Genomic DNA, 24,238 nt, shown 5'->3' with positions numbered 1-24,238 from the left:
CAAGCAGCGTGACTTGCCAAATAGCGATTTCCCATATCACCATCTTGTTCGTGTTTCATAAGTGTCTCACGATCAAGTAAAGCAGCAACACGAGTAGTAAGAATATGGCCAAGGATGATCTCTGCTGGATAAAGCTTATCAAATTTCATCACCACTGTTTTCTCATCGGGGGCTTGAAGAGTAGAATCAATATTTTGTTCTGTAATTCCATATTCGTTAAATATAGCTGCTGCAGACAACTTCAATTTAACAACCCGCTTCATCCCCCAAACAAGATCATGAGCACCAGCAGGCCGACCATCATTAAACTTCAAATCATCACGCAAATGAAAAGTAATAACTGTACCCCCACCCTCATTTGAAACATCCCAACTCTTTGCCAAAGAAGGCGCTATTTTAGCTGCATCATCTGTAGCGGAATCGATTAAGTTATCACAAATATTAGCAATAATTTCATTGCCATAACGTTCATTGATCTGCGCAGGATCAAAAGTCTCAATTGAATCAAGATTCAAAGCCATTACAAGGGTATCAGTAGGTGTTTTTGCTGAAACTTGTTGCACAAACATCCCCATTGCAAGAACAGCAGAAACAAAAGAACTGCTCTTTTTCAATATTTTTCTTTTCACGTTCATAGAATTTTCCTTTTAATGTTATTGTATAAATTCCCCATGCAGCAAAACGTGCTTAATAATTAAGTTTAGACGAACTATAGGCTTCTAAAAACTAAGTTTTAAAATCTTTAAGAACAAACACCTCTTGCCAATCACTTCTCCTGCCCACACTTATAAGCCAAACCAAAACACTCTGATATATAATGAACGCTCACCAACAATAGAGCTTATTCACGATATCATAACGCCTACTATTGAAGACTATAAGACTAAGATTCCTTTTTTCTCTTGTCTCTTGTTTCTTCTAATATTTCTAATTTCATCAAAGCACTATCCCTATTTATTCAAGTACTTTAATAACAAAGAGCCTTCATAAGAATTTGAAACTTCGGTAAAACAGGGAAAATTCGTCAATTTGCCAAGTAAAACGACTTTTATTCCTTTTTCAAAAGAAAAATTCGAATTTTTTCATCACTCCCCGTAAAATAATACCCTCCAATTAGCATTTCCTCATCCTTCAAAGCAAAAGACAATACGGATACTATTAAAAACTGATATTTCTCGTGTTTCCCCATAACAAAACTTTTCTTGCACATCGCAAAGTCTTTGCTTCTTTAGCAATGCTAGCTTCTGCAACAGTTGTTGCAATAATTTTTCAGTAAATAAACTGACCACTTTTCAATTCAGAGAAACTGAGATATTCAGTCTTAACATCTACACAAACATATCTTTAATAAAAATGCCCCCTTTTAAATAAAGATCTTGAAAAGACATTTAGTATATCCCTCCCTATTCACGATCTTCGACGTCTTGCAAAACTTTAAAACTTATGCAAAACGCCAAATATATTATGGCTATGCTCTTTATCTATTTGACAACATTGAAGACACACTTATTTTTCAATTTTACTATAAAAAATTTGTGGCGCACTATTCCAAACCCACTTTTTGACATCAGGTGTCATCGCGATAACAGTATATTTCTGATAGATAAACGCATAAGGACCTTTTTGCATCAGTTCACGTTGTAAATCAGCATAGATTTTCGCCCGTTTTTGTGAATCTTTTTGAAACAATGCCTCTTCAACCTTTTCATTCATCTTAGCATCAAAATACCCATGCTGCCAACTAGGATAGGCTGTGTTTTTTGCCTCAAACCGATTATCCGGATTATAAACAAGACGTGAAGCCATTGTATGAGGATCGGCAGAATCATTATTCCATCCGACAAAAATTGTATCAAAAGCCCGTGCATAAAGTTTGGAAAACAACTGTGTACCTGCCAAACGCTCAATTTTAAGACGCACCCCTGCCTGAGCAGCACTATCTTGGAGTGACTGAGCAAGTAACAAAGTATAAGGGGCGTTTGAAACAAGAAAATTAGCCTCAAATCCATTCGGATAACCAGCCTCTGTTAAAAGCTGCTTGGCTTTTTGAATATCAAGCTTAAAGGGCTGCCCTTCTTTTTCATCTAAAGCTCCAAGATTGCCAACAGGAATAAAACTTGCCCGTGGAATACCAACACCTTTGAGAAGCTTCTTGCCAAGACCTTCATAGTCTATGAGATAGCGCATCGCCAAGCGCACTTTTTCCTTAGCAAAAATGGGATTTGTCATGTTGAATCCCCAATACATCATGCTTGGCTCTAATACTTCTTCGATTTTAACATCTGTTGTTTTTTGTAGATCTGCAAGATCTTCAGGGGTCAAATTACGAGCAACATCAATATCATGTTTTTGCAACAACAAACGTTGTGTTCCGGGCTCTGCAACATGGCGAATTAAAATCTGCTTCAGTTTAGGCGCTTGTCCCCAATAGTGAGAGCTTGCACGCAACAAAAGAGCTTCTCCAGGGCGCCAACTTTTTAACTGATAAGGTCCAACACACGCAGCATGACTTTTCAAATACTGATTTCCAAAATCGCCATCTTTTTCATGCTTCATAATTGTCTTGCGATCAAGCAAAGCTGTCGCAGGACTTGCAACAATATTATTAAGAATGAGTTCTGCTGGATAAGGCTTATCAAATTTCATCACAACCGTTTTTTCATCAACAGCTTGCAAAGCATCATCAACATTTTGCGCTGTAATTCCATATTCATTAAAAATTGCCGCATTACCCATCTTCAATTTGACAATCCGCTTCATACCCCAAACAAGATCATTGGCGTTGGCTGATCTGCCATCATTAAACTTCAAACCATTACGCAAATGAAAAGTAATCACCGTACTGTGATCATCACCTGAAACATCCCAATGTGTTGCTAAAGACGGAACCATTTTAGCAGGATTATCTGTAGCACCACTCACCAAATTATCACAAACATTGCGAATAATTTCACTTCCATAAACATCCGTAAGTTGTGCGGGATCAAATGTACTGATTGCATCAATATTCCAAGCCATCACAAGAGTATTAGCCGGTGTTTTTGCTAAGGACTGTTGTACAACCATTCCCAATGCCATAAGAACAGAAACAAGAGAGCCGCTACTTTTCAATATTTTTCTTTTCAAGTTCATAGACTTTTCCTTTTAACGTTTATTGTATAAATTTCCCACGCAAGAAGAACGTGCAAAACAACAAGATTAGACGAACCATCGGCTCTGAGAGACAAAGGTTTAAAACTTTCAAACAACACTACCTACCAACCACTCCTCCTGCCATACTTATAAGCCCCCCAAGATGCACCGAAAAACAATTTAATATACAATAAATGGTATAACCGATAACAAAATCTACGGGTGATATACAACATCTACCATTGAAAACTACACGACAAAGATTTTTTCACTCTTGCTTGTCGAGCAAGCTTTCCCCTTTTTTCTTCTAGTGTTTTTTACGCCATCAAAGCACTCCCCTGTTAGCTCAAACTCCTTAATAACAAAGAGCCTTAACGACAATTTGATACTTCAACAACACAGGAAAATTCACCCATTTTCCAACACCAACCAACTCCCTCTCTCTGCTGCAAGAGGAGTTTTGAATTTTTTTATACTTTCCCGCTAAATAATAAGCTTCTCATTATATCTTAATATCTTATTTCAAAACAAAAAGAGCACGGCCCCCACAAACCCCTGATATTCGCTCATGTGCTCGTACAGAACAAAACTTTTTCAACATTCTATTTAATACCTTTGCTCCTTTAACAACACTCAATTCATTGCTTGCATTTTTCAGCAAAAAATATCTTTTCAATGCACTAAGGTTGAAATATCTAAATATAATACCTATATAAGCATACCCTTATTAGAATAGATAGTCTTTTTTTAAGTAAACTGTCTTGAAATATTATTTCTATACACGACAATAATAAGTTCGCTACAAAATCTTCAATATACTAGAACTCTCACTCTGATAAGAAATGCTGAAACGTTATAAAATTTCTCTACAAATTCTCAGAGACGAAAGGATATCCCTTTATTTAATAAAAGAAGCACCATGAAAATATCGCAAAAAATGCAATAAAACATGTGTATATTTCAAAAACCAGCACCGTTAACCAGACTAAGGTGATAAACTCAAAAAAGTAAGAAAAAATAAAAAAATGTTTTTCCTTTATGATAATAACATCGTTGTACTATGATAATACAATAAAAAACACGATCTTCGAAAGTATCTTAGAATGAAGCGAAAAAAAAAATTATTAAATTCTTTTCATGCGTTTCTTAGAGAAAAATTAAGCCGCGTTAGTCTAAAATTGCTTATTCTTTCATTCTTCATTGGCATCGTAATGAATTTTTTGGGATGGACACCTCGAAACCTCATACAAAAAATAGTAGATTTTTTTCAATCACTATGGGAAGCAGGATTTATAACGCTTACAAATTTCTTCCATATAACTATGACAGGAGCTATTGTTGTTGTGCCTATTTTTCTTATCTTACGAATTTTTCATAAAAAATAAAAGCCTTAACATTTTCCTTACGTTAATCTTTTCGAAAAATCAAACGACACAAAAATCCTGTAGTAATAGCAATAACCACTGCAACAATACCATATAAAAAACGATACTTGTGCGCTGCATAAAAAATTGTATAAGTGATATGTGCTTTAACAATTTCAAGAGTCGTTGTAGCACTATCAATAAACTGTCCATCACGAAAAAGATAAGCACGAACTTTATAATGTCCAACCGGGATATTTGCTGGCAAACGAAAATGCGCTGTGAAAAGTGTGTCAGAACCAAAACGAACCCCACCCACTTCCTCATAATAAAGGCTTTTAGCTTTTTGCAATTTTATAAGTTCATCGCGAAAGATTTGTATTTTTTTCTGATCTTGTTCATCCGTCTGCAATGGCAAATAGAGTAATCCTAACCCTAAGCGTTTATAATCTTCAATGCTCGTAATATCGTCAATTTCACGTGTTGTGACCATAGAGTAAAAAAGAGGAACCTTTTTAAAAATAAGAGAATCTGTATTGACCCATACACCGGCATTGCGTTTTTTTTCTCGCATCACCATTGTCCGATCTTGTCCCTCCAAGCTTACAACAATATCATAACGGTTCTGTCGAGAATATAACGGATCAATATTTTCTAAAACACCAGCAATATAAAGATCACGACCAGCAAAATTTGCATCCACAGTAATCGTATTCGTTGTTACAATAATTTGGACAGTTTCGTGGTCAACTTGATCAATGAATGTAGCTGGCGTCCCAACATGTGACCATGTAGAAAAAGAAATAAAACAAAAGCAACCTGCAATGATGTATAAAGAAAACAATCTACCCATTTTTATCTCATAAGAATATCCAGAGAGAAAAGATTATCAGGGCGTATAAATAATTGAAAAGCAAGACGCATACACACAATCAACACTAAAAATGCAAGTGCCATACGCAATTGTTCAGCCTTTAACTTCCGTCCAACTCGTGTTCCATATTGCGCACCAATACTTCCTCCAAGCATTAACAAAAAAGCCAAGACAATATCAACGGACTGATTAGTCATACTTTGCAAAACTGTCGTGAAAGAAGACACAAATGTAATCTGAAAAAGTGAAGTCCCAATCACCACACTGGTTGGAACACGCAGAAGATAAATCAATGCTGGTATCATAAAGAACCCCCCACCAATTCCCATAATAGAAGACAACAACCCCACAATGAGACCAATCCCTAAAACTAGAATAATGCTAACATATATCATAGATGTCCGAAAACGCATTTTTAAGGGTAAGCGATGAATCCAATTATGTCGACCAGCAAGACGAATATTGGCTTTTCCTGCCTTACGCTTGCGCATCATATCATACCAACTTTCAACGATCATCAAGCTTCCTACACTTCCAAGAAGAATCACATAAAGAAGCGAAATCATTAAGTCTAATTGACCTAACTTTTTCAAAACAGAGAAAACCTGAATCCCGATTAAAGAACCAATCCCTCCTCCAAGCGCCAAAAGAATACCAAGTTTAATATCGAGCGTACGTCTTCTAAAATGTGTAATTGCTCCTGTTACAGATGACGCAATCATCTGGTTGGCACCTGTTCCAACAGCAATAGCAGGAGGAATATTATAAAAAATCAATAACGGCGTGATGAGAAACCCACCACCGATTCCAAAAAGTCCTGAAAAAAAACCAGCAATGACTCCCATACCAATCAAGATCAGCATATTGAGTGACATTTCAGCAATTGGTAAATAAATACTCACTTACAGAACCTTCAAGATAATTTAAGTTTTTTTTAACAATTAGAGAATCCTTCTCCAATTATCCTCTTTTCCAATAATCTCTGTTGCGTGTTTAAAGGATAATTTTAGTTTCTATAGCTTCCGCACAAACAGGAATGCGCAATACATTTCACATCTATTAACATCAACATCATAAAAATTAAAAAAAACGAGCTCCTTTTAAAAAGCTATAAAAACATAACGTTATCGCTACCACGAATGCAACGGTTAAAAAACAAAGAACACCTTTTTTTACCAAATAAGATAAAAACGAGACATGTTCCCGAGACTGCGTTCTTAAAGAAGAAAAATCATTCTCAATACAATGATTAGATGCCTGAGCACCCATCATCCCCTTTTCTTCTATCACAGCATGCTTCACTACTCCCTCAGCCTTTTTAAAAGAAGATTTCAGAGCATCACTGGGCAAAGGGCTTCTATTTTCTTGCTGCAACGTATTTTCAACATTTGTTTGGAGTGAAATTATGCTGTTTTCTTTCGAAAAATTTTCCACCTTTTGAAGTAATAAGTGTTCTTGATTTCCCTCACATTCCATGTGAGCAAGTTTTTGTACAACAGAATCAGGTGATTTTGAACGAGACACCCGTCGTGTTACCGCTGCTTCTTCTAAGCTTTTTTTTTCACTCTGCAAACTTTGAACAATTGTTTTAATCTGCTCTAAAAACTGGAAAAGCTTTTTTTCTCTTTGACGACGTATATAATGTTCAGCCAAAATAGCCCGACTAATATCATCTAAGTAAGATTTAAAATGCTCTTCTACAGAACGCTGCTGTATTAAAGAACGAGGCGAATGCTTCATTTGCATTTGCGCATAAACGGTGCGTAATTTTTGAGCAATATCCGACATCGTTACTTCTACAGAAGTATCCATTCTCTCTTTCTGTTCAACAAAAGAAAAGACTTTATCGTTCCTAACCTGTTTGGTCGCCTGGTCGATCGTATGACCCTTCGTATTCACAAACGCCTACCCCTCATTAACCTTTTTGAAAAGAATCGCAACAAATGATGAGAAAGTGTGCTCTATTTTAGTAAATAGAGCTTTAAGAACTCTCAAAAACTTTTTTGTTAGAAATATTTTCCCCAATTTTTATCCAAAATATTTGAAAGAAAGATCTTTGATTTTTCTGTCTTCAAGATTTGAAGAGCAAAATCATTTCCCCATTTTTATCTTTTTCACTTAATTTTTCATTGCATAAAGGACCTATTGCACCATCATAAACAAAGCATAAGAAGCTAAAAAAGAATATTCTCACAAGACAGATTGATTTTTTTACTTTTTATTCAAGCAAATAAGGCAATTATGGCAATGCAAAAATATGAAGACTGAAAATGACGACGAGAAAGTACAAGTAAACATAAAAAAGCTTATACGAAAGAGAACACAAGTTATAAATTGAGACTTCATTCTAAACAATTTGGTTTCTTATGAGTATTGCTATAAACTTGTAACATACAAACAAAGAGGATCATTATGAAGATAATTGTCGCTGTCAAACGTGTTGTTGATTATAACATCAAGATACGCGTCAAACCCGATAGTACAGGCGTTGATCTGTCTCACGTAAAAATGTCTATGAATCCTTTTGATGAGATAGCCGTGGAGGAGGCCATTCGCCAAAAAGAATCCGGTAAAATTTCAGAAGTTCTTCTTGTTTCAATTGGCCCAGAAGCAACTCAAGAAACTCTACGAACAGGGCTTGCAATGGGAGCTGATCGCGCACTTCTTGTCATAACGGATCAAACACTTGAACCCTTAGCAATTGCTAAGATTCTCAAAACCATTGTTGATGAAGAAAAACCCGACATGGTCTTTTTAGGAAAACAAGCAATTGATGACGATAGCAATCAAACAGGACAAATGCTCGCTGCTCTTCTTGGGTGGGGACAAGCAACTTTTGCCTCACATCTTAACATAGAAAATGGGCATGCTACAGTTACTCGTGAAGTTGATAATGGAACACAAACCCTTTGTCTTCCCCTTCCCATGGTTATGACCGCCGATCTACGGCTCAATGAACCGCGTTACACCTCTCTCCCCAATATCATGAAAGCAAAAAAGAAAATTATTGAACAAAAATCTCTTACTGATCTTGGCGTAGATACGAAAGCACGCTTAACAATTTTAAGCGTTGAAGAGCCAAAACCCCGTCAATCCGGTATAAAAGTGGCAAATGTAGTAGAACTTGTCAGAGCCTTAAAACAGAAGAACTGCATTTAATATTCTCACCACTAGAGTAAAAGCAACACTCACATAAAAGGGCAAAAACTTATGGCAATTCTTTTATTGGCCGATCATAATACAGAAGAAACAGCAAAAGTACTCACCGCTGCACGCGTACTCAGTAATGATATCGATATTCTGGTTTGCGGAGAAAAAATTCAAACGATAGCGGAAAATAGTGCTAAACTTAATGGTGTGCGGCAAGTTCTTATTGCAAAAGCAGACTATTTAGCCCATCAACTTGCCGAGCCTATGGCAGATACAATTCTTATGTTAGCAAAGGATTATGATGTGATCATGGCAGCATCCAGCAGTACTGGGAAAAATGTGATGCCGCGCGTAGCAGCTCTTCTTGATCTTATGCAAATTTCAGATATTACCGCCATTCTTTCACCCAATACCTTCAAACGACCAATTTATGCAGGCAATGCATTTGAAACTGTACGCACCAATGATTATAAAAAGATTATAACAGTTCGCACCGCTTCTTTCACCCCAACGCCTTCCCAAAATAATTCTGCTCCGATTAAAACAATAACACCAGCTCCCAATCCAAATCTTTCTTCTTTCGTAAAAGCAGAGACAAACAAAAGTGATCGTCCTGATCTCACCTCAGCACGTGTTATTATATCAGGCGGGCGTGGTCTTGGTTCTCAAGAGAAATTTATGGACCTGCTTCTTCCTCTTGCAAAAAAATTAAATGCTGCTTTAGGTTCCAGCCGCGCAGCAGTGGATGCAGGCTATGCTCCCAATGATTGGCAAATTGGACAAACAGGAAAAGTCGTTGCCCCTGAACTCTATATCGCCGTTGGCATTTCCGGTGCAATCCAGCATTTAGCCGGTATAATGGATGCACAAATTATTGTTGCCATTAATAAAGATGAAGAAGCTCCCATCATGCAAATTGCCGATTACACCCTTGTAGGTGATCTCCACCAAATTATTCCAGAATTGGAGAAAGCTTTATAAGCCATGAAAGCACCTCTGCATGACCAACGTGAAAGTATGGAGTTTGACATAGTCATTGTCGGAGCAGGACCTGCAGGGCTTTCTGCCGCAATTCGTTTTAAACAAATTAATCCTGAGCTTTCTGTCACAATTGTTGAAAAAAGTACCGAAGTTGGTGCACATATTCTCTCTGGCGCAGTTGTTGACCCCATTGGTATCAATACACTCTTACCAGAATGGCGAAATGATAACGACCATCCCTTCACAACCCCTGTCACACAGGACCAATTTTTTTTTCTAAAGCCTCAAAAGTCCACAGTATTTCCCAATATTTTGCATCCTAAAATCTTATCAAATAACGGATGTTATATCGTTTCGCTTGGGAGCGTCTGCCGCTGGCTAAGCAAAAAAGCTGAAGCGTTGGGTGTTGAAATCTATCCTGGTTTCGCAGCAACAGAACCCATCATCCAAAAAGATAACGGAGCTATTATTGGTATTCTCACCGGAGATATGGGGCTTAACAAAGATGGAACCCCTGGAAAAAATTATTTGCCTGGGATGGCTTTATTGGCAAAATATACTCTGATTGCGGAAGGAGCACGCGGCTCAATTGCAAAACAACTGATACAACATTTCAACCTTAGCAAAAATCGTGAACCACAAAAATTTGGTCTTGGTCTCAAAGAGCTCTGGGAAATTGATCCCAACAAACACCAACGCGGTTTAGTACAACATTTCACTGGTTGGCCCTTAGACAATAATACCGGTGGCGGTGGCTTTATTTATCACCAAGAAAACAATATCATTTCTGTCGGTTTTGTTGTGCACTTAGATTACAAAAATCCTTATCTTTCTCCCTTTGAAGAATTTCAACGTTTTAAAACACATCCAAAACTCTATAAAATCTTTAAAGGTGCAAAGCGTCTTTCCTATGGTGCTCGTGTTATCAGCGAAGGAGGTTGGCAATCTGTACCAAAACTCACCTTTCCTGGTGGGGCACTTATTGGCTGCTCTGCTGGATTTGTCAATGTTCCTCGTATCAAAGGATCACACAATGCCATCTTATCTGGCATATTAGCTGCCGATAAAATCGCTACCGCTCTTGCACAAGGGCGTGCCCATGATGAGGTTAAAGAAATCGAAGAACAATGGCGAAAAGGGCTCATTGGCAAAGATCTTTATAAAGTGCGAAATGCCAAACCGCTCTGGGCAAAATATGGGACAAAATATGGAATTAAACTTGCCGGTTTTGATATGTGGTGGCAACAACTGTTCGGATTTTCCTTATTTAAAACACTCTCCCATGGAAAGGAAGATTATGCATGCCTTGAACCAGCAGAAAAATTTCAACCCATTGCTTACCCAAAACCAGATGGCGTTATAACCTTTGATCGCCTTTCAAGTGTTGCCCTTTCCAATACGCATCATGAAGAAAATCAACCTTGCCATTTAAAAATAGCCTCATTAAAAAAGCAAAAGGACTCTGAATATGCAATCTACGGAGGACCTTCCACAAACTATTGCCCCGCCGCTGTCTACGAGTGGCTAGAGTATAATGATCATCTGACTTATGTGATCAACGCTTCAAATTGTATACATTGTAAAACGTGTGACATCAAAGATCCAAACCAAAATATCACTTGGATCTGTCCGCAAGGCAATGAGGGCCCCTTCTATCCCAATATGTAATTTTCCAATGTATAATCATTATTCATTCTCCTAAAATTGAAATATACAAAACGCAATGGATGAAAATATTTCCCTCAGATCAGAAATCTATCAATTACCTTCCTGCATACGTTCTTTCACAATGTAAAAAGAACTCTATTCTCATATAAAATACTCTCCCTACCGCATGACTTTTTTCAATAGAAAAACATAACATATTTTTATCAAAATTTTTTTATTTAAATGACAAAACAATAATGAATATATTCATGACAATTCTGCGATAAAGGAACAGCCGCGGTTCTCGAAAACCTGAAGGAAAATAAGCCTGTTCTACTTTACCCCCTCTCCCATATGATCCAAAATGCTTTTAGCCCTCTCATAAGAAACACCAATCGTTTTAACTAGCCAAGAGCAAAACCTACGGAGGTACAATTCAAGTTTATTTTTTCTCCTACACTTGCCAAGTAATGCTCACTCAAGAAAAACCACGAATGAATGTAGAAAAAACATTGTGAGATAAAGAGATAAAGAGCATGCTTGTTCAAGCCCTTTATAATGTTTCTACTGATAATGACACGAAAAAATCTTAATCTCACATTAACCTTTTATTTTTGCATCAAGGATAATCGCCTTGCGTCTAACCTTTACCAATATACTGCAATGAATGTGTACAAATACCGTAAGAATAAGCAGATGCCAAGCCATGGAGACTATCGCTATTAGCAAAACAACCTGATAAAAAACAAAATAGCTTTCATGACCACTCTATGACGCGTTTTATAGAGTTGTTTTTTTATAAAGCTTGTGCTTTCGCTATTGCTCGTAAATCAACATCCAAATTGAACACAAGTGGTATATTTAAAAGAAAGATTAAGGTGAATGAAAGCTCTGCACGCCGTTCCAGCTTTTGTAGCTAGAGCAAAAATATTGCATATTCTATTTGAGTAATCTCTGAAACGAAAATACAGATTCATTTAGCAAGAATATGAAATCTGAAAGGAAAAAATCTGTTTTCCTCTTTACTATCATCTGTCCATTCGGTTTTAAAACTTTCAAAAGCATCACAATATCCTCTAAAAAGAAGAGATAACGTATTGTCCCCGCTTTTATTACTTACGTTTTTTTATGAGAGCATATCCTTCAGAAAAAATAAGGTATCCAAAATTAAAGCAGACTTGTGTTGTTCAGTCATGGGCTTGTTTTTAAGAGATAGCTCTCATATCAAACAATTATTTTGCGACACTATCCGAAAAAGGTATAACGCAATCCTGTGAACGAACAGTTCCATATTTATGAAATAAAAAGTACAAGCTAACAGCATTATTTTCTCTGCGATCTCCAATGATGCGATAATCTTTTTTTTAAGGAGGTTTCAAGATGCACAAAAATGATTTTGATTAATTGACTATAAGAAGAGCTGAGATAATGTTACGATATTTAAAGCTCCTAATTAATAGGCAAAATAATAAATTTTCTATTATAAATCAAATCTTTAAGATAAAATTTAGCCTTAAACTTTTCTAAGGTACTCATTATACTGTATACTGTTAAAGCTGTAGAGAATATGAAAAAATAAAGTATTTTGCTGATAAGAGCTTATATTTGATCAAGTCAGCTGCCAGTTAACTGTATGTGTTTCAAAAGGGGCTGTTTACATTTGCTCAGAAAAACAGTTTGGATATCAATAGAATATTTGAAAAATCGGCGTTATGGAAATAATCTAAAAAGCTTAGCCTTTAAAAGAGCACAAACAAGCATGAGATTATAACATTGGGTAAAATTATTTTTTGGTTCTCGAAGGAAAAACTTTATAGAAAATCATGGGGTAGATAGAATATTGGTTACATTTGGAATTTGTTTTACTGGAAAAAATAACGCGGATCAAAATAGATAATAATGTTAAATTAAGACATTAAATATGAAATTATCTTATTGTATTGTAATCAATTATTCAAGTATGGTAAGCCTTTGTAATGATAAAAAATGTGCTGGTAAAAAATGAGCCAAAATGGCTTATGAGTATGGATAAAAATCTTGTGGTGAGGAGAATTTAATGAAAAGAAAAGAGCATGTGTGAAAAAGCATATTTTATAGGTGCGCATGCTTATTCTGCACCCGTTATAGAATCAGGGCTTTATCTTGTGGCAACACCTATCGGAAATCTTGCAGATATTACGCTTCGTGCTTTGCAAGTACTTGCAGGAATTGATATTTTAGCGTGTGAGGATACGCGAGTAACACGTGTTTTGTTGGAACGTTACGGTATTCAAAAAAAACCTTTTCTCTATCATGAATATAATGCGCAAAAAGCGGGTCCGAAGCTCTTAGCGGCTTTAGCAGAAAACAAAACAGTAGCACTTGTTTCAGATGCCGGAACACCACTTATTTCTGATCCTGGATTTCGATTGGTGGAAGAGGCCCGTAAAGCTGGTCATAAAATTATTCCTATTCCTGGAGCATCCGCTCTTTTAGCCGCTCTTATACCGACAGGGCTTCCTACTGATAGCTTTTTTTTTGCAGGTTTTTTGAGTGCACGAAAGCTACAGCGCCGAAAACGGTTGGAACAATTAAAAGGGATTCCAGCAACTTTGATTTTTTATGAATCACCGCATCGTCTTGTTGAAACTTTACAGGATATGGTCACTCTTTTTTCGGCTGATCGACCTGCTGCCATTTGTCGTGAATTAACAAAAAAGTTTGAAACAGTAGATGTTTCCAATTTGGGAAATTTGTTAGAAAATTACAGAAAAAAAGCACATATTCGTGGGGAAATTGTTGTCCTTGTTGGAGAATCATCTTCTTCTTTAAATGTGATAAGTGATCAAGAAATTGATGAAATGCTATTAGAACGCGCACGGACACATTCTGCTGCTCAAGCGGCAGCTTTTGTTGCAAAAAAAACCGGTTTTAAAAAGCAGGAACTTTTTCAGCGATTAATCTTTTTAAAAAATGCGTAAAATGATACAAAAAAAACGCAGACAAAAGTCTTTTTATCGAGGGGTTCGTGCAGAAAAATTGGCAGCTTGGTGGCTACGTTGCAAAGGGTTTCACATTGCCGAAAGGCGTTTTAAAACAAAATGTGGAGAAATTGATTTAATTGCACGACGCGGAAATCTTGTGTTAATCGTTGAAGTTAAAGCACGTTCAACGTTGGCTGAAGCAATGGAAGCGGTTTCCCGAATGAATGAAAAGCGAATTGAGGCAGCTGCCGATATTTGGCTCGCACTGCAAAAAGATTATGCCCTTTTGTCTGTACGCTTTGACTTAATTGCAATTTTACCTTGGCGTTGGCCACAGCATATCCCTGCATTTTTTACATCTGATCAATAAAAGTCCCCTCCCGTTTTAACCATATTCAATAAAAAACATTTCGTTTTTATGTGCATATGCGTTAAAAAGTGTGTAATAATCGAGCGCTATAAGGAGCGAAATATGGATGATTATGAAAAGTTTGCAACAGGTTTGCTCATTGTTTTTGGAGCGCTAATTATTGGTGGCTTAATGGCAATGCATATTGTGCTTATGAATAAACCAGGTTTTTTATTTGCATTAGCCGCAGCTGTTGTTGGTTGGTTTTCTGCTTTTGCCGTTCTCTTTGACAAGCCTAAAATCTATTTGGGCTTGATTATTTTTGCTATGTTATGTGTTGCTTCTTCAATTAGCGTTTATGTTAGTTAAAACACCTGAGATGTTGATTGAAATTCCTTTTAAAATATGAAACTGAGAAATAGATAATGAGACTTGGCTTTTTGGGAACGGGTACAATCAGTGCTTCAATGGTGAATGGCTTAATGACAAGCAACTTTGATGTTTCTTCCATTATTGTTTCGCCTCGCAATGCACAAACAGCAAAGCGCCTTTCACGCACTTATGATAAAGTTATGATTGCTGAAAATAACCAAGCGTTGCTCGATGTTAGTGATTGTGTTTTTCTTTGCTTGCCCAACCAAATTGCAGAAGAGGTTTTGTGCTCTCTTCGTTTTCGTCCAGAACAGCTGGTTATTTCCGTACTTGCTATGGCAAAAGCAGCAGAAATAGAAAAGTGGATTAAACATAAAGTTTATCGTGCTGTTCCATTACCTTTTGTTGCAGAATGCAAAAATTTGACACCAATCTATCCCAATCATCCCTTTTTACGCAATTTATTTGATGCATTGGGGGGCACATTGGTGCTGGATAAGGAAGAGCAGTTTAATCTTTTTATGACAGCTGGTTCACTTATGGGAGTATATTTTAATTTTATAGAAACTGCCCATCAATGGTTTATAACACAAGGGTTAAAAAAACAGCAATCAGCAGAATTCCTTACCATGATGTTTGGAAATCTTACAGATGAAATGCGTAAAACTATAGCAACGGATCGTTCTGTATCTCTCGATTTTGCACTGCTTGAAAAAGAGTTTTCAACAAAGGGTGGAACAAATGAATTTTTGTCAAATTACTTTTCTCAACAAGGGGGAAGGAATGCTTTAACAATGGCTCTTGAAGCTACTTTGCAAAAAATGAATGCTTCTAAAAAGAAATGTTGAGATTTATATCAAGAAAACTCGTATCAAAAAATGATTTTTAAAATATTTTTTACAACCTTTTACAATTTTTCTAAAATATTTTTATTTTCGGTCTTCTTCTTTTTGCCTCAAGTCCAATATTTTTTTTCTACCTCACAGCTCTAGCTCTTCAATTTTGTTCCCCTTCAGGTTATCCAAACGCATGAATAATTTTTTGTTTATTTAACCTATATACTCCATTCACACATTAAAACTTCCTCTTACAAAGAAGCGACTATTTTTATGTCTTTCATGATTGTGTTTTAATAAACTCTCTTATACCCCCCCATTCAAAAGAGTTGATTTTTTATTTGATCAACAATTTTACGATATAGTTTAGCATGCTCTTCACTAGGCTTAGCAACAAAAATAGGGATTCCTTCATCTGAAGAAAATCGTAAAGCTGCATCAAGCGGTATTTCCGCTAAGAAAGGGACTTCTCGACGTTCCGCTTCTGCCCGTGCACCACCATAGCCAAAAATATCATAGCGTTTTCCCGTATCAGGAGCGATAAAATAACTCATATTCTCAATAAGTCCTAAAATAGGAACATTAACTTTCATGAACATTTCTATTGCTTTACGTGCATCCACTAAAGCAAGATCTTGGGGCGTAGAGACAACCAACGCACCTGTTAATTGTACCTGTTGGGCAAGCGTTAATTGTGCATCCCCTGTACCGGGCGGCATATCAACGACTAAAACGTCCAGAGGGCCCCATACAACATCTCGTAACAATTGCGTTACAGCTGCCATAACCATAGGACCACGCCATACTACCGGCTTTTCTTCCTCAACCAAAAATCCCATCGACATCAATTTAAGTCCAAATTTTTCAAGAGGTTGAATCTTTTTTTCTCCAATAAGCTGTGGTTTTTGATTAACAAGTCCTGTCAAACGTGGCAACGAAGGACCATAAATATCAGCATCCATCACCCCCGTCTTGAAACCAGAATCTTGTAAAGCTAAGGCGATATTTATTGCCATCGTAGATTTTCCGACTCCTCCTTTTCCAGAAGCAACAGCAATCACATGCCGCACACCTTCTATGGGCATTTTGATCGGTAAGAGATTTGCTCTCCGACTAGGTGCTGTCTTTGTTGTTTTTTCTGCTGTAAGTGTGACAACAACAGATTCCACTCCCTCCAAAGCACATACCATCTTTTCAGCAGAACGACGCAATGATTCCCATTCTTGCACACCTCCATCAGGAACTGTAATGGAAAAAAAAACCTTACTATCAGCAATCAATATTTCTGAAAGAAGCCCCAACGACACAATATCACTTTCAAGATCTGGTCCTTTGATTTTACGTAATACGTTGCGGACAGCCTCACTTGTAATAGAATCCACGTTCTTTCCTCTCTATAAAAATACCAGCAAATATAAGCATAAGAACGAAAAATACTTACAGGTTCATCACCTGATAATTGTCTACTTTACTCAAAATTATAAAGTATAAATTACTTATATCTTTTCTCTTTAAAAATATGAAACCATCCTTAAATAAAGAATCTCAAACATAAAATCTGCTATAAAATCCTATCAATCGTGTTTGTCTACAACCACTTTAATAAATATTCTGATAAAAATTTTGTAAAAAAAACTGAAAAAAACTCTTAATCTTAAAGGATATTTTAAATTTAGCATACAGTAATCAGTCACATCTTCTTTAATTCTTTAAGTCCCTAGCCATTTATGTTCTGTAGATTCAATCGTTATTTTCTAACACTCCTACAGTATTGTAAAAAAGCATCATAGATAGTTATAAGGTGTTTTGTATTCTTTCAAGAGAGAGAAAAACAATCTAAGATTGACTTTTTTTATATTTTTCCTTATGGGTTAACAGCCGTATGATAGGATAAAATTGTTTATCTCGCGCATCACTACTCATAAAACGAAGATTAAGAAGGGCCGCACTCCGCGGTATTTAAATAAATGAAACGTACTTACCAACCCTCTAAACTTGTCCGTAAACGCCGCCATGGGTTTCGTGCACGCATGGCCACAGCTGGAGGACGTAAAGTTATTGCTGCAAGACGTGCTCGTGGACGTAAGCGGCTTTCTGCTTAACCATTTAAATTTTCACAACCGTTGAGAATTGCTCATCGTTTCTTCGTTGTGAAACTTTTATTATGAACCTACAATGTCTGCTTGCAGGCATTTAATGAAATTGCGAAATATTCTTTTATGAAGAAAAAACATCCCTGCTGTATTCGCAAAAGAGCAGACTTTTTGGCTGTCCGTACAGGAGAAAAGCGGCGTGGTCCTTTATTTTTGCTCGAAGTTAAATCTCGTGAACAAACAACAGAAAGAAAAGATTCTCTTGTTGCACGTGTAGGCTTCACTGTTACTCGTAAAAACGGTAATGCTGTGAAACGTAATCGTATCAAAAGGCGCTTGCGTGAAGCCGTAAGAGTTGGTGTAACAAACCACATGGAAGCAGGAACAGACTATGTCATTGTAGCATATCGTGATGCGTTACATGCGCCTTTTACATCCTTAATTAGTGAATTAAATCGGCGAATAAAACCAAAAATAAAACATCAGCAACGACAACAAGGGTGTACGGATGGAATATAACCGCAATTTCTTTATCGCTATTGGCTTATCTTTCGTAGTGCTCATCGCATGGCAATTTCTTCATGTTGCTCCCAAACAAGCAAAGTTACAAAAACAACAAGTCATCGCACAGCAATTGTCAAAACAACAATCAACCCTTTCTACTACCACGACGAATTTTTCTGACGATACCTCAACGCATCAAGCAACATCTATCATCGAACAGCCCATGACACCTGAAATCCGGAAAGCTGTATTGGCCAAAACAAAGCGTATTGCGATCAAAACCAATGAACTGGAAGGCTCTATTAATCTTGTTGGTGCACAATTTGATGATCTTCACCTCAAAAAATATCGTTTAACAGTCGATAAAAAATCACCGGAAATCGATTTGCTGAATCCTAAGGGTTTCAAAACGACCTACCTTGCTGAATTTGGTTTTGCAAGTGCATCTTTACCAGCAAAAGCTTTGCCACAATCGGATACACAATGGCAAATAGAGGGAAACAATACAATTCTGACTCCTTCAACACCCATCACTTTAATTTATAATAATGGACAAGGACAGATCTTCCGGCGTATTCTTTCTGTTGATGATCATTTCATGTTTACCATTGAAGATTCTATCAGCAATGAAAGTGATCAATCAATATATCTCTCATCCTATGCCCGCGTTGCACGTGCAGCACCACCAGAACATACAAATGCAACCTATTTACTTCATGAAGGTATGATAGGTATTGCAGGAGATTCGCTCAAAACTGAAAAATATAAAACCTTAGCAGAGCTTGACCCGAATCCTGATAATGGGCAAAAAAGCATGACTTTTTCCAAAGTAACAGGAGGTTGGATTGGTATTACCGATAAATACTGGGCTGTAGCAGTTATTCCCCCGCAAAATAAAGAATATACAAGCCGTTTTATTTATTTTGATCGTTTGCAAACGCATTATCAGTCTGACTTGCTAGGAGCGCTTTTAACGATTGCCCCAAATGAAACAAAAACTGTTACAAATCGTCTTTTTGCTGGTGCAAAACAAGTTGAAATTATTAATAATTATCAAAATAACCTAAAAATCAAAAAGTTTGCTCTTTTAATTGATTGGGGCTGGTTTGATTTCATCACCAAACCAATGTTTTCCCTCATTGATATTCTTTATAAACAAACAGGGAATTTTGGTATCGCCATCCTTCTTGTCACAGTTCTCTTAAAAACTCTTCTTTTCCCTCTAGCCAATAAATCTTATAAATCTATGGCACGCATGAAGCTTTTACAACCGCGGTTGCTAGAAATAAAAGAAAAGTATCCCGATGACCAAACCAAACAACAAAAGGCAATAATAGATCTATATAAAACCGAAAAAATAAATCCCCTTGCAGGCTGTTGGCCAATGTTGGTTCAATTCCCAATATTCTTTGCTCTTTATAAAGTTCTCTATATCACCATTGAAATGCGCCATGCACCTTTCTTTGGCTGGATTAAAGATTTAGCGGCACCCGATCCAACTTCTCTTTTTAACTTGTTTGGTCTCTTGCCATATACAACGCCAACATTTCTTATGATTGGTGCATGGCCTTTGATTATGGGAATAACAATGTTTTTACAAATGCGTATGAATCCTGCTCCTCAAGACCAAACCCAAGCGATGATATTCACATGGATGCCTGTTGTCTTTACTTTTATGCTCGCCTCTTTCCCTGTTGGTCTCGTCATCTATTGGGCATGGAATAATATATTATCAATTATTCAGCAAGGTATCATGATGAAGCGCCAAGGAGTTAAAATTGAGCTTTTTGATAATCTGAAAGCCATCTGGAGAAGATCACCCAAAAAAGAAGTGCATGAATGACAAGAGATTCTTCCCTTTCTGGAATTTTTTCTCGCAATTGGATTTTTATTCGTGGTGTACCAGCAATATGCTTTCTCCCCCCCGAAGGACCACCAGAAATTGCATTTGCAGGACGTTCCAACGTTGGAAAATCATCTTTAATCAACGCACTCGTCCAACAAAAAAGCTTAGCACGTATCTCAAATACACCAGGACGGACTCAAGAGCTTAATTATTTTATCCCCGATGGATTCAGTGGGCAACTAGGAGACCTTCCCCCTCTAGCATTAGTAGATATGCCTGGTTATGGTTTTGCTGCTGCTCCTAAAAATCTTGTTGATGCGTGGACAAATTTGATTTTTAGCTATTTACGGGGGCGCACAACGTTAAAACGTGTATATATCTTGATTGATTCACGGCACGGAATCAAAAATAATGATGAAGATGTTCTTGCTCTCCTTGATAAAGCAGCTGTTTCTTATCACATTGTTTTGACAAAAAGCGATAAAATCAAATCAAATGCCTTGGAAAAATTAATTATGAGCACACAAACAAAGCTTCTTAAACGCCCAGCAGCTTATCCTGAGCTTCTTGTAACCTCTTCAGAAAAAGCTATCGGTTTAGAAGAATTACGTGCTGCCATTTTGCAAACCATCGCATAAGAGAACAATTTCTAGTCATTAACAATTTATTAATTATAATTACTAGCAGCTACTAATGATCTTGTACTTCTAGTCAAGCATCTTTATAAAAATGATTACTTGAAAGAATTCTCTTCAACTCTATTTGATAGTGTAAATTATGCTGACACTTTTTCACTCTCCCCTATCCGCTGCCTCGCGCTTCATACGCCTCATTCTTGGGGAATATGGTGTAACCACTCAACTTATTGAAGAATATGAATGGGCAAGAAGACACGAATTTCTAGCCCTCAATCCTGCTGGTCATGTCCCTGTTTTTCTCGATGAACACGAGGTTCCATTATCAGGTCCTCTTGTTATCTGCGAATATTTAGACGAAACACATGGAAGTTTACGACAAGAAAATAAGCTCTTTCCGGAAAATCCTTTAGATCGTGCGGAAGTACGCCGTCTCAATGACTGGTTCTTAAATAAATTCGAAAATGAAGCAACGCGCCATATCGTACGAGAACGAATCCATAAACGTGAAATGCCACTTGCCATTGGCGGTGGTGCTCCTAATTCACAAATTTTACGCAATGCACGTGCCAATATTTTACCACATATGAACTATCTCAATTGGCTCTGCGCCTCTCGCGATAGCTTAGTCGGTTCTGCCTTGTCCTATGCAGATCTAGCAGCAGCAGCCTCTATTTCTGTACTTGACTTTCTAGGGGAAATTGACTGGGAACAATCTCCTGCTGCCAAAGACTGGTATATGAGAATTAAATCACGCCCTTCTTTTCGTTCTCTTTTAACAGATCGCGTCCGCGGAATTGTTGCAAGTGCTCACTATGCAGATCTTGATTTCTAGCCTTCTTTCACAAACAAAAATAAAAGTGATATTCTATCTAAAGGATATTTATAGGTTTATGAATTTTTATGCATGCGTATAAACAATATAATAATACATTGATTTATGATCGTATTAAACAGAGAATAAAACCCATTATAATTGAATCACAAAAATCACTTTCTTATCGTGTCACAAAAAAGATCAGCACAGGGATAAAAAATACTTAAGAAAGGATTTTAAAGACTCTCTTTAAATACAAGAACTGTAGCATCATTGGAAGCTAGGCAAATAAAATAACAATACTTAACGCATGTTATACTCCATTCTTCCCAATATATGAAAAAACGCATTGCATAATATATATCCTATTTTCTCTATAATAAACAAAGCCTCATCATGCGTTTTTACAACATAACAATTTTTTCAACTGACTTTCCTAAAAGATGAAGAATCCGCCCAACTCTCGTGTGTAAATAATCCAACTTCTTGTTAGCCCCTTGTTTTTACCCCTTTTTACGTGATTTTATTTATGTATAACATATTGATATACAATGATAAATAATCGTTTTCTTATGCGTCACAAATGGAATTGATGAGTGAAAGCGCATGAATTGACAACATAGGTCTATTTTGTTTGGAAGATCTTATTTTGCATGAAGAATGCTCCCCTTTAAAGAACGAAAGAAACAAAAGCGTAAAGTAATACACAATCTTCATTAGGTTTCATAAGCAAACCTTACTTAAGAATATTCATCACACACTCTAACGAAAAACATCTCTATTTAAATTTGTAGATCTTATATCACTTGCTCTAAACAACAGTGTTTTACAGCACAACAAGATAAATTAAAGCAGGAAAAAAATTTTCTATAAAGAAAAAGAACCATTGGAAAGAAGGCAAGAATTTGCCTATACTGCACAGTAAAGTATCATAAGGAGATAAAAATGCGCCTTACAGTTGTTGGTGCAAATGGAAGAATGGGACGTGAACTCATTACAGCAATCCAGCAGAGGAAAGATGTAGAGCTTTGTGCTGTTCTTGTACGTAAAGGCTCACCGTTTGTAGGAAAAGATGCCAGTGCATTAATTGGTTCAAATTCTCTTGGGATTAGTATCACTGACAATCCCAAAAATGCCTTTTCTAATACAGAAGGTATTTTAGATTTTTCACAACCAGAAGCCAGTATTCTTTATGCTAACTACGCTGCTCAAAAAAGCCTTGTCCATATTATTGGCACCACAGGATTTAGCAAAACAGAAGAAGAAAAAATTGCAGATTTTGCGAAATATACAACTATTGTCAAATCCGGGAATATGAGCCTTGGAATAAATCTTTTAGCCAACCTTGTAAAGAAAGCCGCTAAAGCATTAGAAGCCGATGATTTTGATATCGAAGTTTATGAAATGCATCACGCTAACAAAGTTGATGCTCCTTCTGGAACAGCCCTTCTTCTTGGCCAAGCAGCAGCTGAAGGACGCAATGTTATGCTTAAAAATGTGTGTGTCAACGAACGCAATGGTCATATAGGTAAACGCAAAAAAGGCACCATTGGCTTTTCCTGTTCACGTGGTGGGACAGTTGTTGGAGAACACAGTGTCATTTTTGCTGGTTCCAATGAACGCATTGTTCTTTCACACACAGCGCAAGAACGCTCTATCTTTGCCAATGGCGCATTAAAAGCAGCTTTATGGGCACAAAATCATGAAAGCGGTCTTTATTCAATGTTCGATGTTTTGGGATTGAACGATGAATTTTAAACAATCAATAGAATAGAGGCAATTTATAATGGGACGCATACTTACACTAATTCGTCATGGACAAAGTGAATGGAATCTCAAAAACCTTTTTACCGGTTGGAAAGATCCCGATTTAACAGAAAAAGGTCATGCAGAAGCGATAGCAGCAGGAAAAAAACTGAAAGAATATGGTTTGAGGTTTGATATCGCTTATACATCTGCCTTACAGCGAGCTCAAAAAACCGCTCAGCACATTTTAGAGCAAATGGAACAATCAGATTTAGAAGTGATAAAAAATCCCGCATTAAATGAACGTAATTATGGTGATCTTTCTGGTTTAAATAAAGATGAAGTACGCCAACAATGGGGGCAGGAGCAAGTGCAAATGTGGCGCCGCTCCTATACGATTGCGCCGCCGAATGGAGAAAGCCTACGCGATACCGGTGCGCGCATCTGGCCTTATTATCTTTACCATATCCAGCCTTATATTTTGCGCTCCCAAACTGTTTTGATCGCAGCACATGGAAATTCTCTTCGTGCTCTTATTATGGCGCTTGAAGGTCTCTCCGGTGAGGAAATTATATCTCAAGAACTAGCGACCGGCATTCCTATTATTTACACATTTAATCCGGATTCAACAATTTTATCAAAGACAGTCCTCACACCTTAAACTTCTAAAATCATGATCTCCCTTAAAAGTTCAATGCTATCGTTTTAAGCTGGAAAAATAAATTCTATAATTTTATTGACAGAGTTGCTTCATGCGCTTAGATGAATTTTATAAGCCCAGATGGCGGAATTGGTAGACGCGCAGGTTTCAGGTACCTGTGCCGTAAGGCGTGGAGGTTCGAGTCCTCTTTTGGGCACCATGCTCTTTTTTATCCAAAATAATTTATTGATTTTCCAAATGTTTTTTGTAATGAGGGACTCCCAAATAT

General features: G+C 37.0%; 21 protein-coding genes and 1 tRNA gene. 16 read left to right on the top strand and 6 right to left on the bottom strand.

Features of this window, described 5'->3' with window-relative positions; translation table 11 throughout:
- A partial coding sequence (locus ACFINU_RS07415) for an ABC transporter substrate-binding protein (protein WP_375618596.1) occupies positions 1–635 on the bottom strand: 635 nt, incomplete at its 3' end.
- Positions 636–1,506: 871 nt separating this feature from the next.
- Positions 1,507–3,132, bottom strand: coding sequence for an ABC transporter substrate-binding protein (locus ACFINU_RS07410; protein WP_375667489.1), 1,626 nt, complete (start codon positions 3,130–3,132; stop codon positions 1,507–1,509).
- A gap of 1,103 nt (positions 3,133–4,235) precedes the next feature.
- On the opposite strand from ACFINU_RS07410, the gene ACFINU_RS07405 reads away from it, so the two are divergent.
- Positions 4,236–4,517 carry a DUF6460 domain-containing protein gene (locus ACFINU_RS07405; protein WP_375618594.1) on the top strand — a complete coding sequence of 94 codons (282 nt, stop codon included), beginning with the start codon at positions 4,236–4,238 and terminating at the stop codon, positions 4,515–4,517.
- A 22-nt stretch (positions 4,518–4,539) separates the two neighbouring features.
- On the opposite strand, the gene ACFINU_RS07400 is transcribed toward ACFINU_RS07405, so the two are convergent.
- From ACFINU_RS07400 to ACFINU_RS07390, 3 genes are all read right to left on the bottom strand, one after another.
- Complete coding sequence (locus tag ACFINU_RS07400; protein ID WP_375618593.1) at positions 4,540–5,349, bottom strand: TIGR02186 family protein; 810 nt, start codon at positions 5,347–5,349, stop codon at positions 4,540–4,542.
- Positions 5,350–5,351: 2 nt separating this feature from the next.
- Positions 5,352–6,272 (bottom strand): sulfite exporter TauE/SafE family protein, encoded by a 921-nt coding sequence (locus ACFINU_RS07395; protein ID WP_375618592.1) that lies wholly within the window; start codon positions 6,270–6,272, stop codon positions 5,352–5,354.
- A 178-nt stretch (positions 6,273–6,450) separates the two neighbouring features.
- Positions 6,451–7,269 (bottom strand): hypothetical protein, encoded by an 819-nt coding sequence (locus ACFINU_RS07390; protein ID WP_375618591.1) that lies wholly within the window; start codon positions 7,267–7,269, stop codon positions 6,451–6,453.
- A gap of 513 nt (positions 7,270–7,782) precedes the next feature.
- Between ACFINU_RS07390 and ACFINU_RS07385 the strand changes: the two genes are divergently transcribed.
- From ACFINU_RS07385 to ACFINU_RS07355, 7 genes are all read left to right on the top strand, one after another.
- Positions 7,783–8,529: an electron transfer flavoprotein subunit beta/FixA family protein gene (locus ACFINU_RS07385; RefSeq protein ID WP_375618590.1), complete on the top strand. Its 747-nt coding sequence runs from the start codon at positions 7,783–7,785 to the stop codon at positions 8,527–8,529.
- Between the two features lie 51 nt (positions 8,530–8,580).
- Positions 8,581–9,501 (top strand): electron transfer flavoprotein subunit alpha/FixB family protein, encoded by a 921-nt coding sequence (locus ACFINU_RS07380; RefSeq protein WP_375618589.1) that lies wholly within the window; start codon positions 8,581–8,583, stop codon positions 9,499–9,501.
- Positions 9,502–9,504: 3 nt separating this feature from the next.
- Positions 9,505–11,169, top strand: coding sequence for a 4Fe-4S dicluster domain-containing protein (locus tag ACFINU_RS07375; RefSeq protein ID WP_375618588.1), 1,665 nt, complete (start codon positions 9,505–9,507; stop codon positions 11,167–11,169).
- Between the two features lie 2,051 nt (positions 11,170–13,220).
- Positions 13,221–14,108 carry a 16S rRNA (cytidine(1402)-2'-O)-methyltransferase gene (gene rsmI / locus ACFINU_RS07370; RefSeq protein WP_375618587.1) on the top strand — a complete coding sequence of 296 codons (888 nt, stop codon included), beginning with the start codon at positions 13,221–13,223 and terminating at the stop codon, positions 14,106–14,108.
- 4 nt (positions 14,109–14,112) lie between these two features.
- On the top strand, positions 14,113–14,481 hold the full coding sequence (locus ACFINU_RS07365) for a YraN family protein (protein WP_375618597.1): 369 nt from the start codon (positions 14,113–14,115) through the stop codon (positions 14,479–14,481).
- A 102-nt stretch (positions 14,482–14,583) separates the two neighbouring features.
- Positions 14,584–14,829, top strand: coding sequence for a hypothetical protein (locus tag ACFINU_RS07360; RefSeq protein ID WP_330168884.1), 246 nt, complete (start codon positions 14,584–14,586; stop codon positions 14,827–14,829).
- Between the two features lie 56 nt (positions 14,830–14,885).
- Positions 14,886–15,680, top strand: coding sequence for a pyrroline-5-carboxylate reductase (locus ACFINU_RS07355; protein ID WP_375618586.1), 795 nt, complete (start codon positions 14,886–14,888; stop codon positions 15,678–15,680).
- Between the two features lie 308 nt (positions 15,681–15,988).
- On the opposite strand, the gene ACFINU_RS07350 is transcribed toward ACFINU_RS07355, so the two are convergent.
- Positions 15,989–17,050, bottom strand: coding sequence for an Mrp/NBP35 family ATP-binding protein (locus tag ACFINU_RS07350; protein WP_375618585.1), 1,062 nt, complete (start codon positions 17,048–17,050; stop codon positions 15,989–15,991).
- Positions 17,051–17,635: 585 nt separating this feature from the next.
- On the opposite strand from ACFINU_RS07350, the gene rpmH reads away from it, so the two are divergent.
- The 8 genes from rpmH (at position 17,636) to ACFINU_RS07310 (ending at position 24,169) form a co-directional block, all read left to right on the top strand.
- A complete protein-coding gene (rpmH, locus tag ACFINU_RS07345; protein ID WP_005864709.1) occupies positions 17,636–17,770 on the top strand; it encodes a 50S ribosomal protein L34 in 135 nt (44 codons plus the stop codon).
- Positions 17,771–17,887: 117 nt separating this feature from the next.
- Positions 17,888–18,280 (top strand): ribonuclease P protein component, encoded by a 393-nt coding sequence (gene rnpA, locus ACFINU_RS07340; RefSeq protein WP_375618584.1) that lies wholly within the window; start codon positions 17,888–17,890, stop codon positions 18,278–18,280.
- Entirely contained in the window at positions 18,270–20,108 is a 1,839-nt protein-coding gene (gene yidC / locus ACFINU_RS07335; protein WP_375667487.1) for a membrane protein insertase YidC, read from the top strand. The genes rnpA and yidC overlap by 11 nt, the downstream gene beginning before the upstream one ends.
- Positions 20,105–20,749: a ribosome biogenesis GTP-binding protein YihA/YsxC gene (gene yihA / locus ACFINU_RS07330; RefSeq protein WP_375618582.1), complete on the top strand. Its 645-nt coding sequence runs from the start codon at positions 20,105–20,107 to the stop codon at positions 20,747–20,749. The genes yidC and yihA overlap by 4 nt, the downstream gene beginning before the upstream one ends.
- Positions 20,750–20,888: 139 nt before the next feature.
- Positions 20,889–21,581: a glutathione S-transferase family protein gene (locus tag ACFINU_RS07325; RefSeq protein ID WP_273790709.1), complete on the top strand. Its 693-nt coding sequence runs from the start codon at positions 20,889–20,891 to the stop codon at positions 21,579–21,581.
- A 927-nt stretch (positions 21,582–22,508) separates the two neighbouring features.
- The gene (dapB, locus tag ACFINU_RS07320; protein WP_375618581.1) at positions 22,509–23,321 is read left to right on the top strand and encodes a 4-hydroxy-tetrahydrodipicolinate reductase; all 813 of its coding nucleotides are present in this window, start codon (positions 22,509–22,511) and stop codon (positions 23,319–23,321) included.
- A 28-nt stretch (positions 23,322–23,349) separates the two neighbouring features.
- A complete protein-coding gene (locus tag ACFINU_RS07315) occupies positions 23,350–23,970 on the top strand; it encodes a 2,3-bisphosphoglycerate-dependent phosphoglycerate mutase (RefSeq protein WP_375618580.1) in 621 nt (206 codons plus the stop codon).
- Between the two features lie 114 nt (positions 23,971–24,084).
- A tRNA-Leu gene (locus tag ACFINU_RS07310) sits at positions 24,085–24,169 on the top strand.
- The last annotated feature ends 69 nt before the right edge of the window (positions 24,170–24,238 follow it).

This window comes from Bartonella sp. AC130YNZD, assembly GCF_042196865.1.
Taxonomy (GTDB): domain Bacteria; phylum Pseudomonadota; class Alphaproteobacteria; order Rhizobiales; family Rhizobiaceae; genus Bartonella.
The sequence above is the reverse complement of the archived record's forward strand: the minus strand, read 5'-3'. Positions and strand labels throughout refer to the sequence as shown.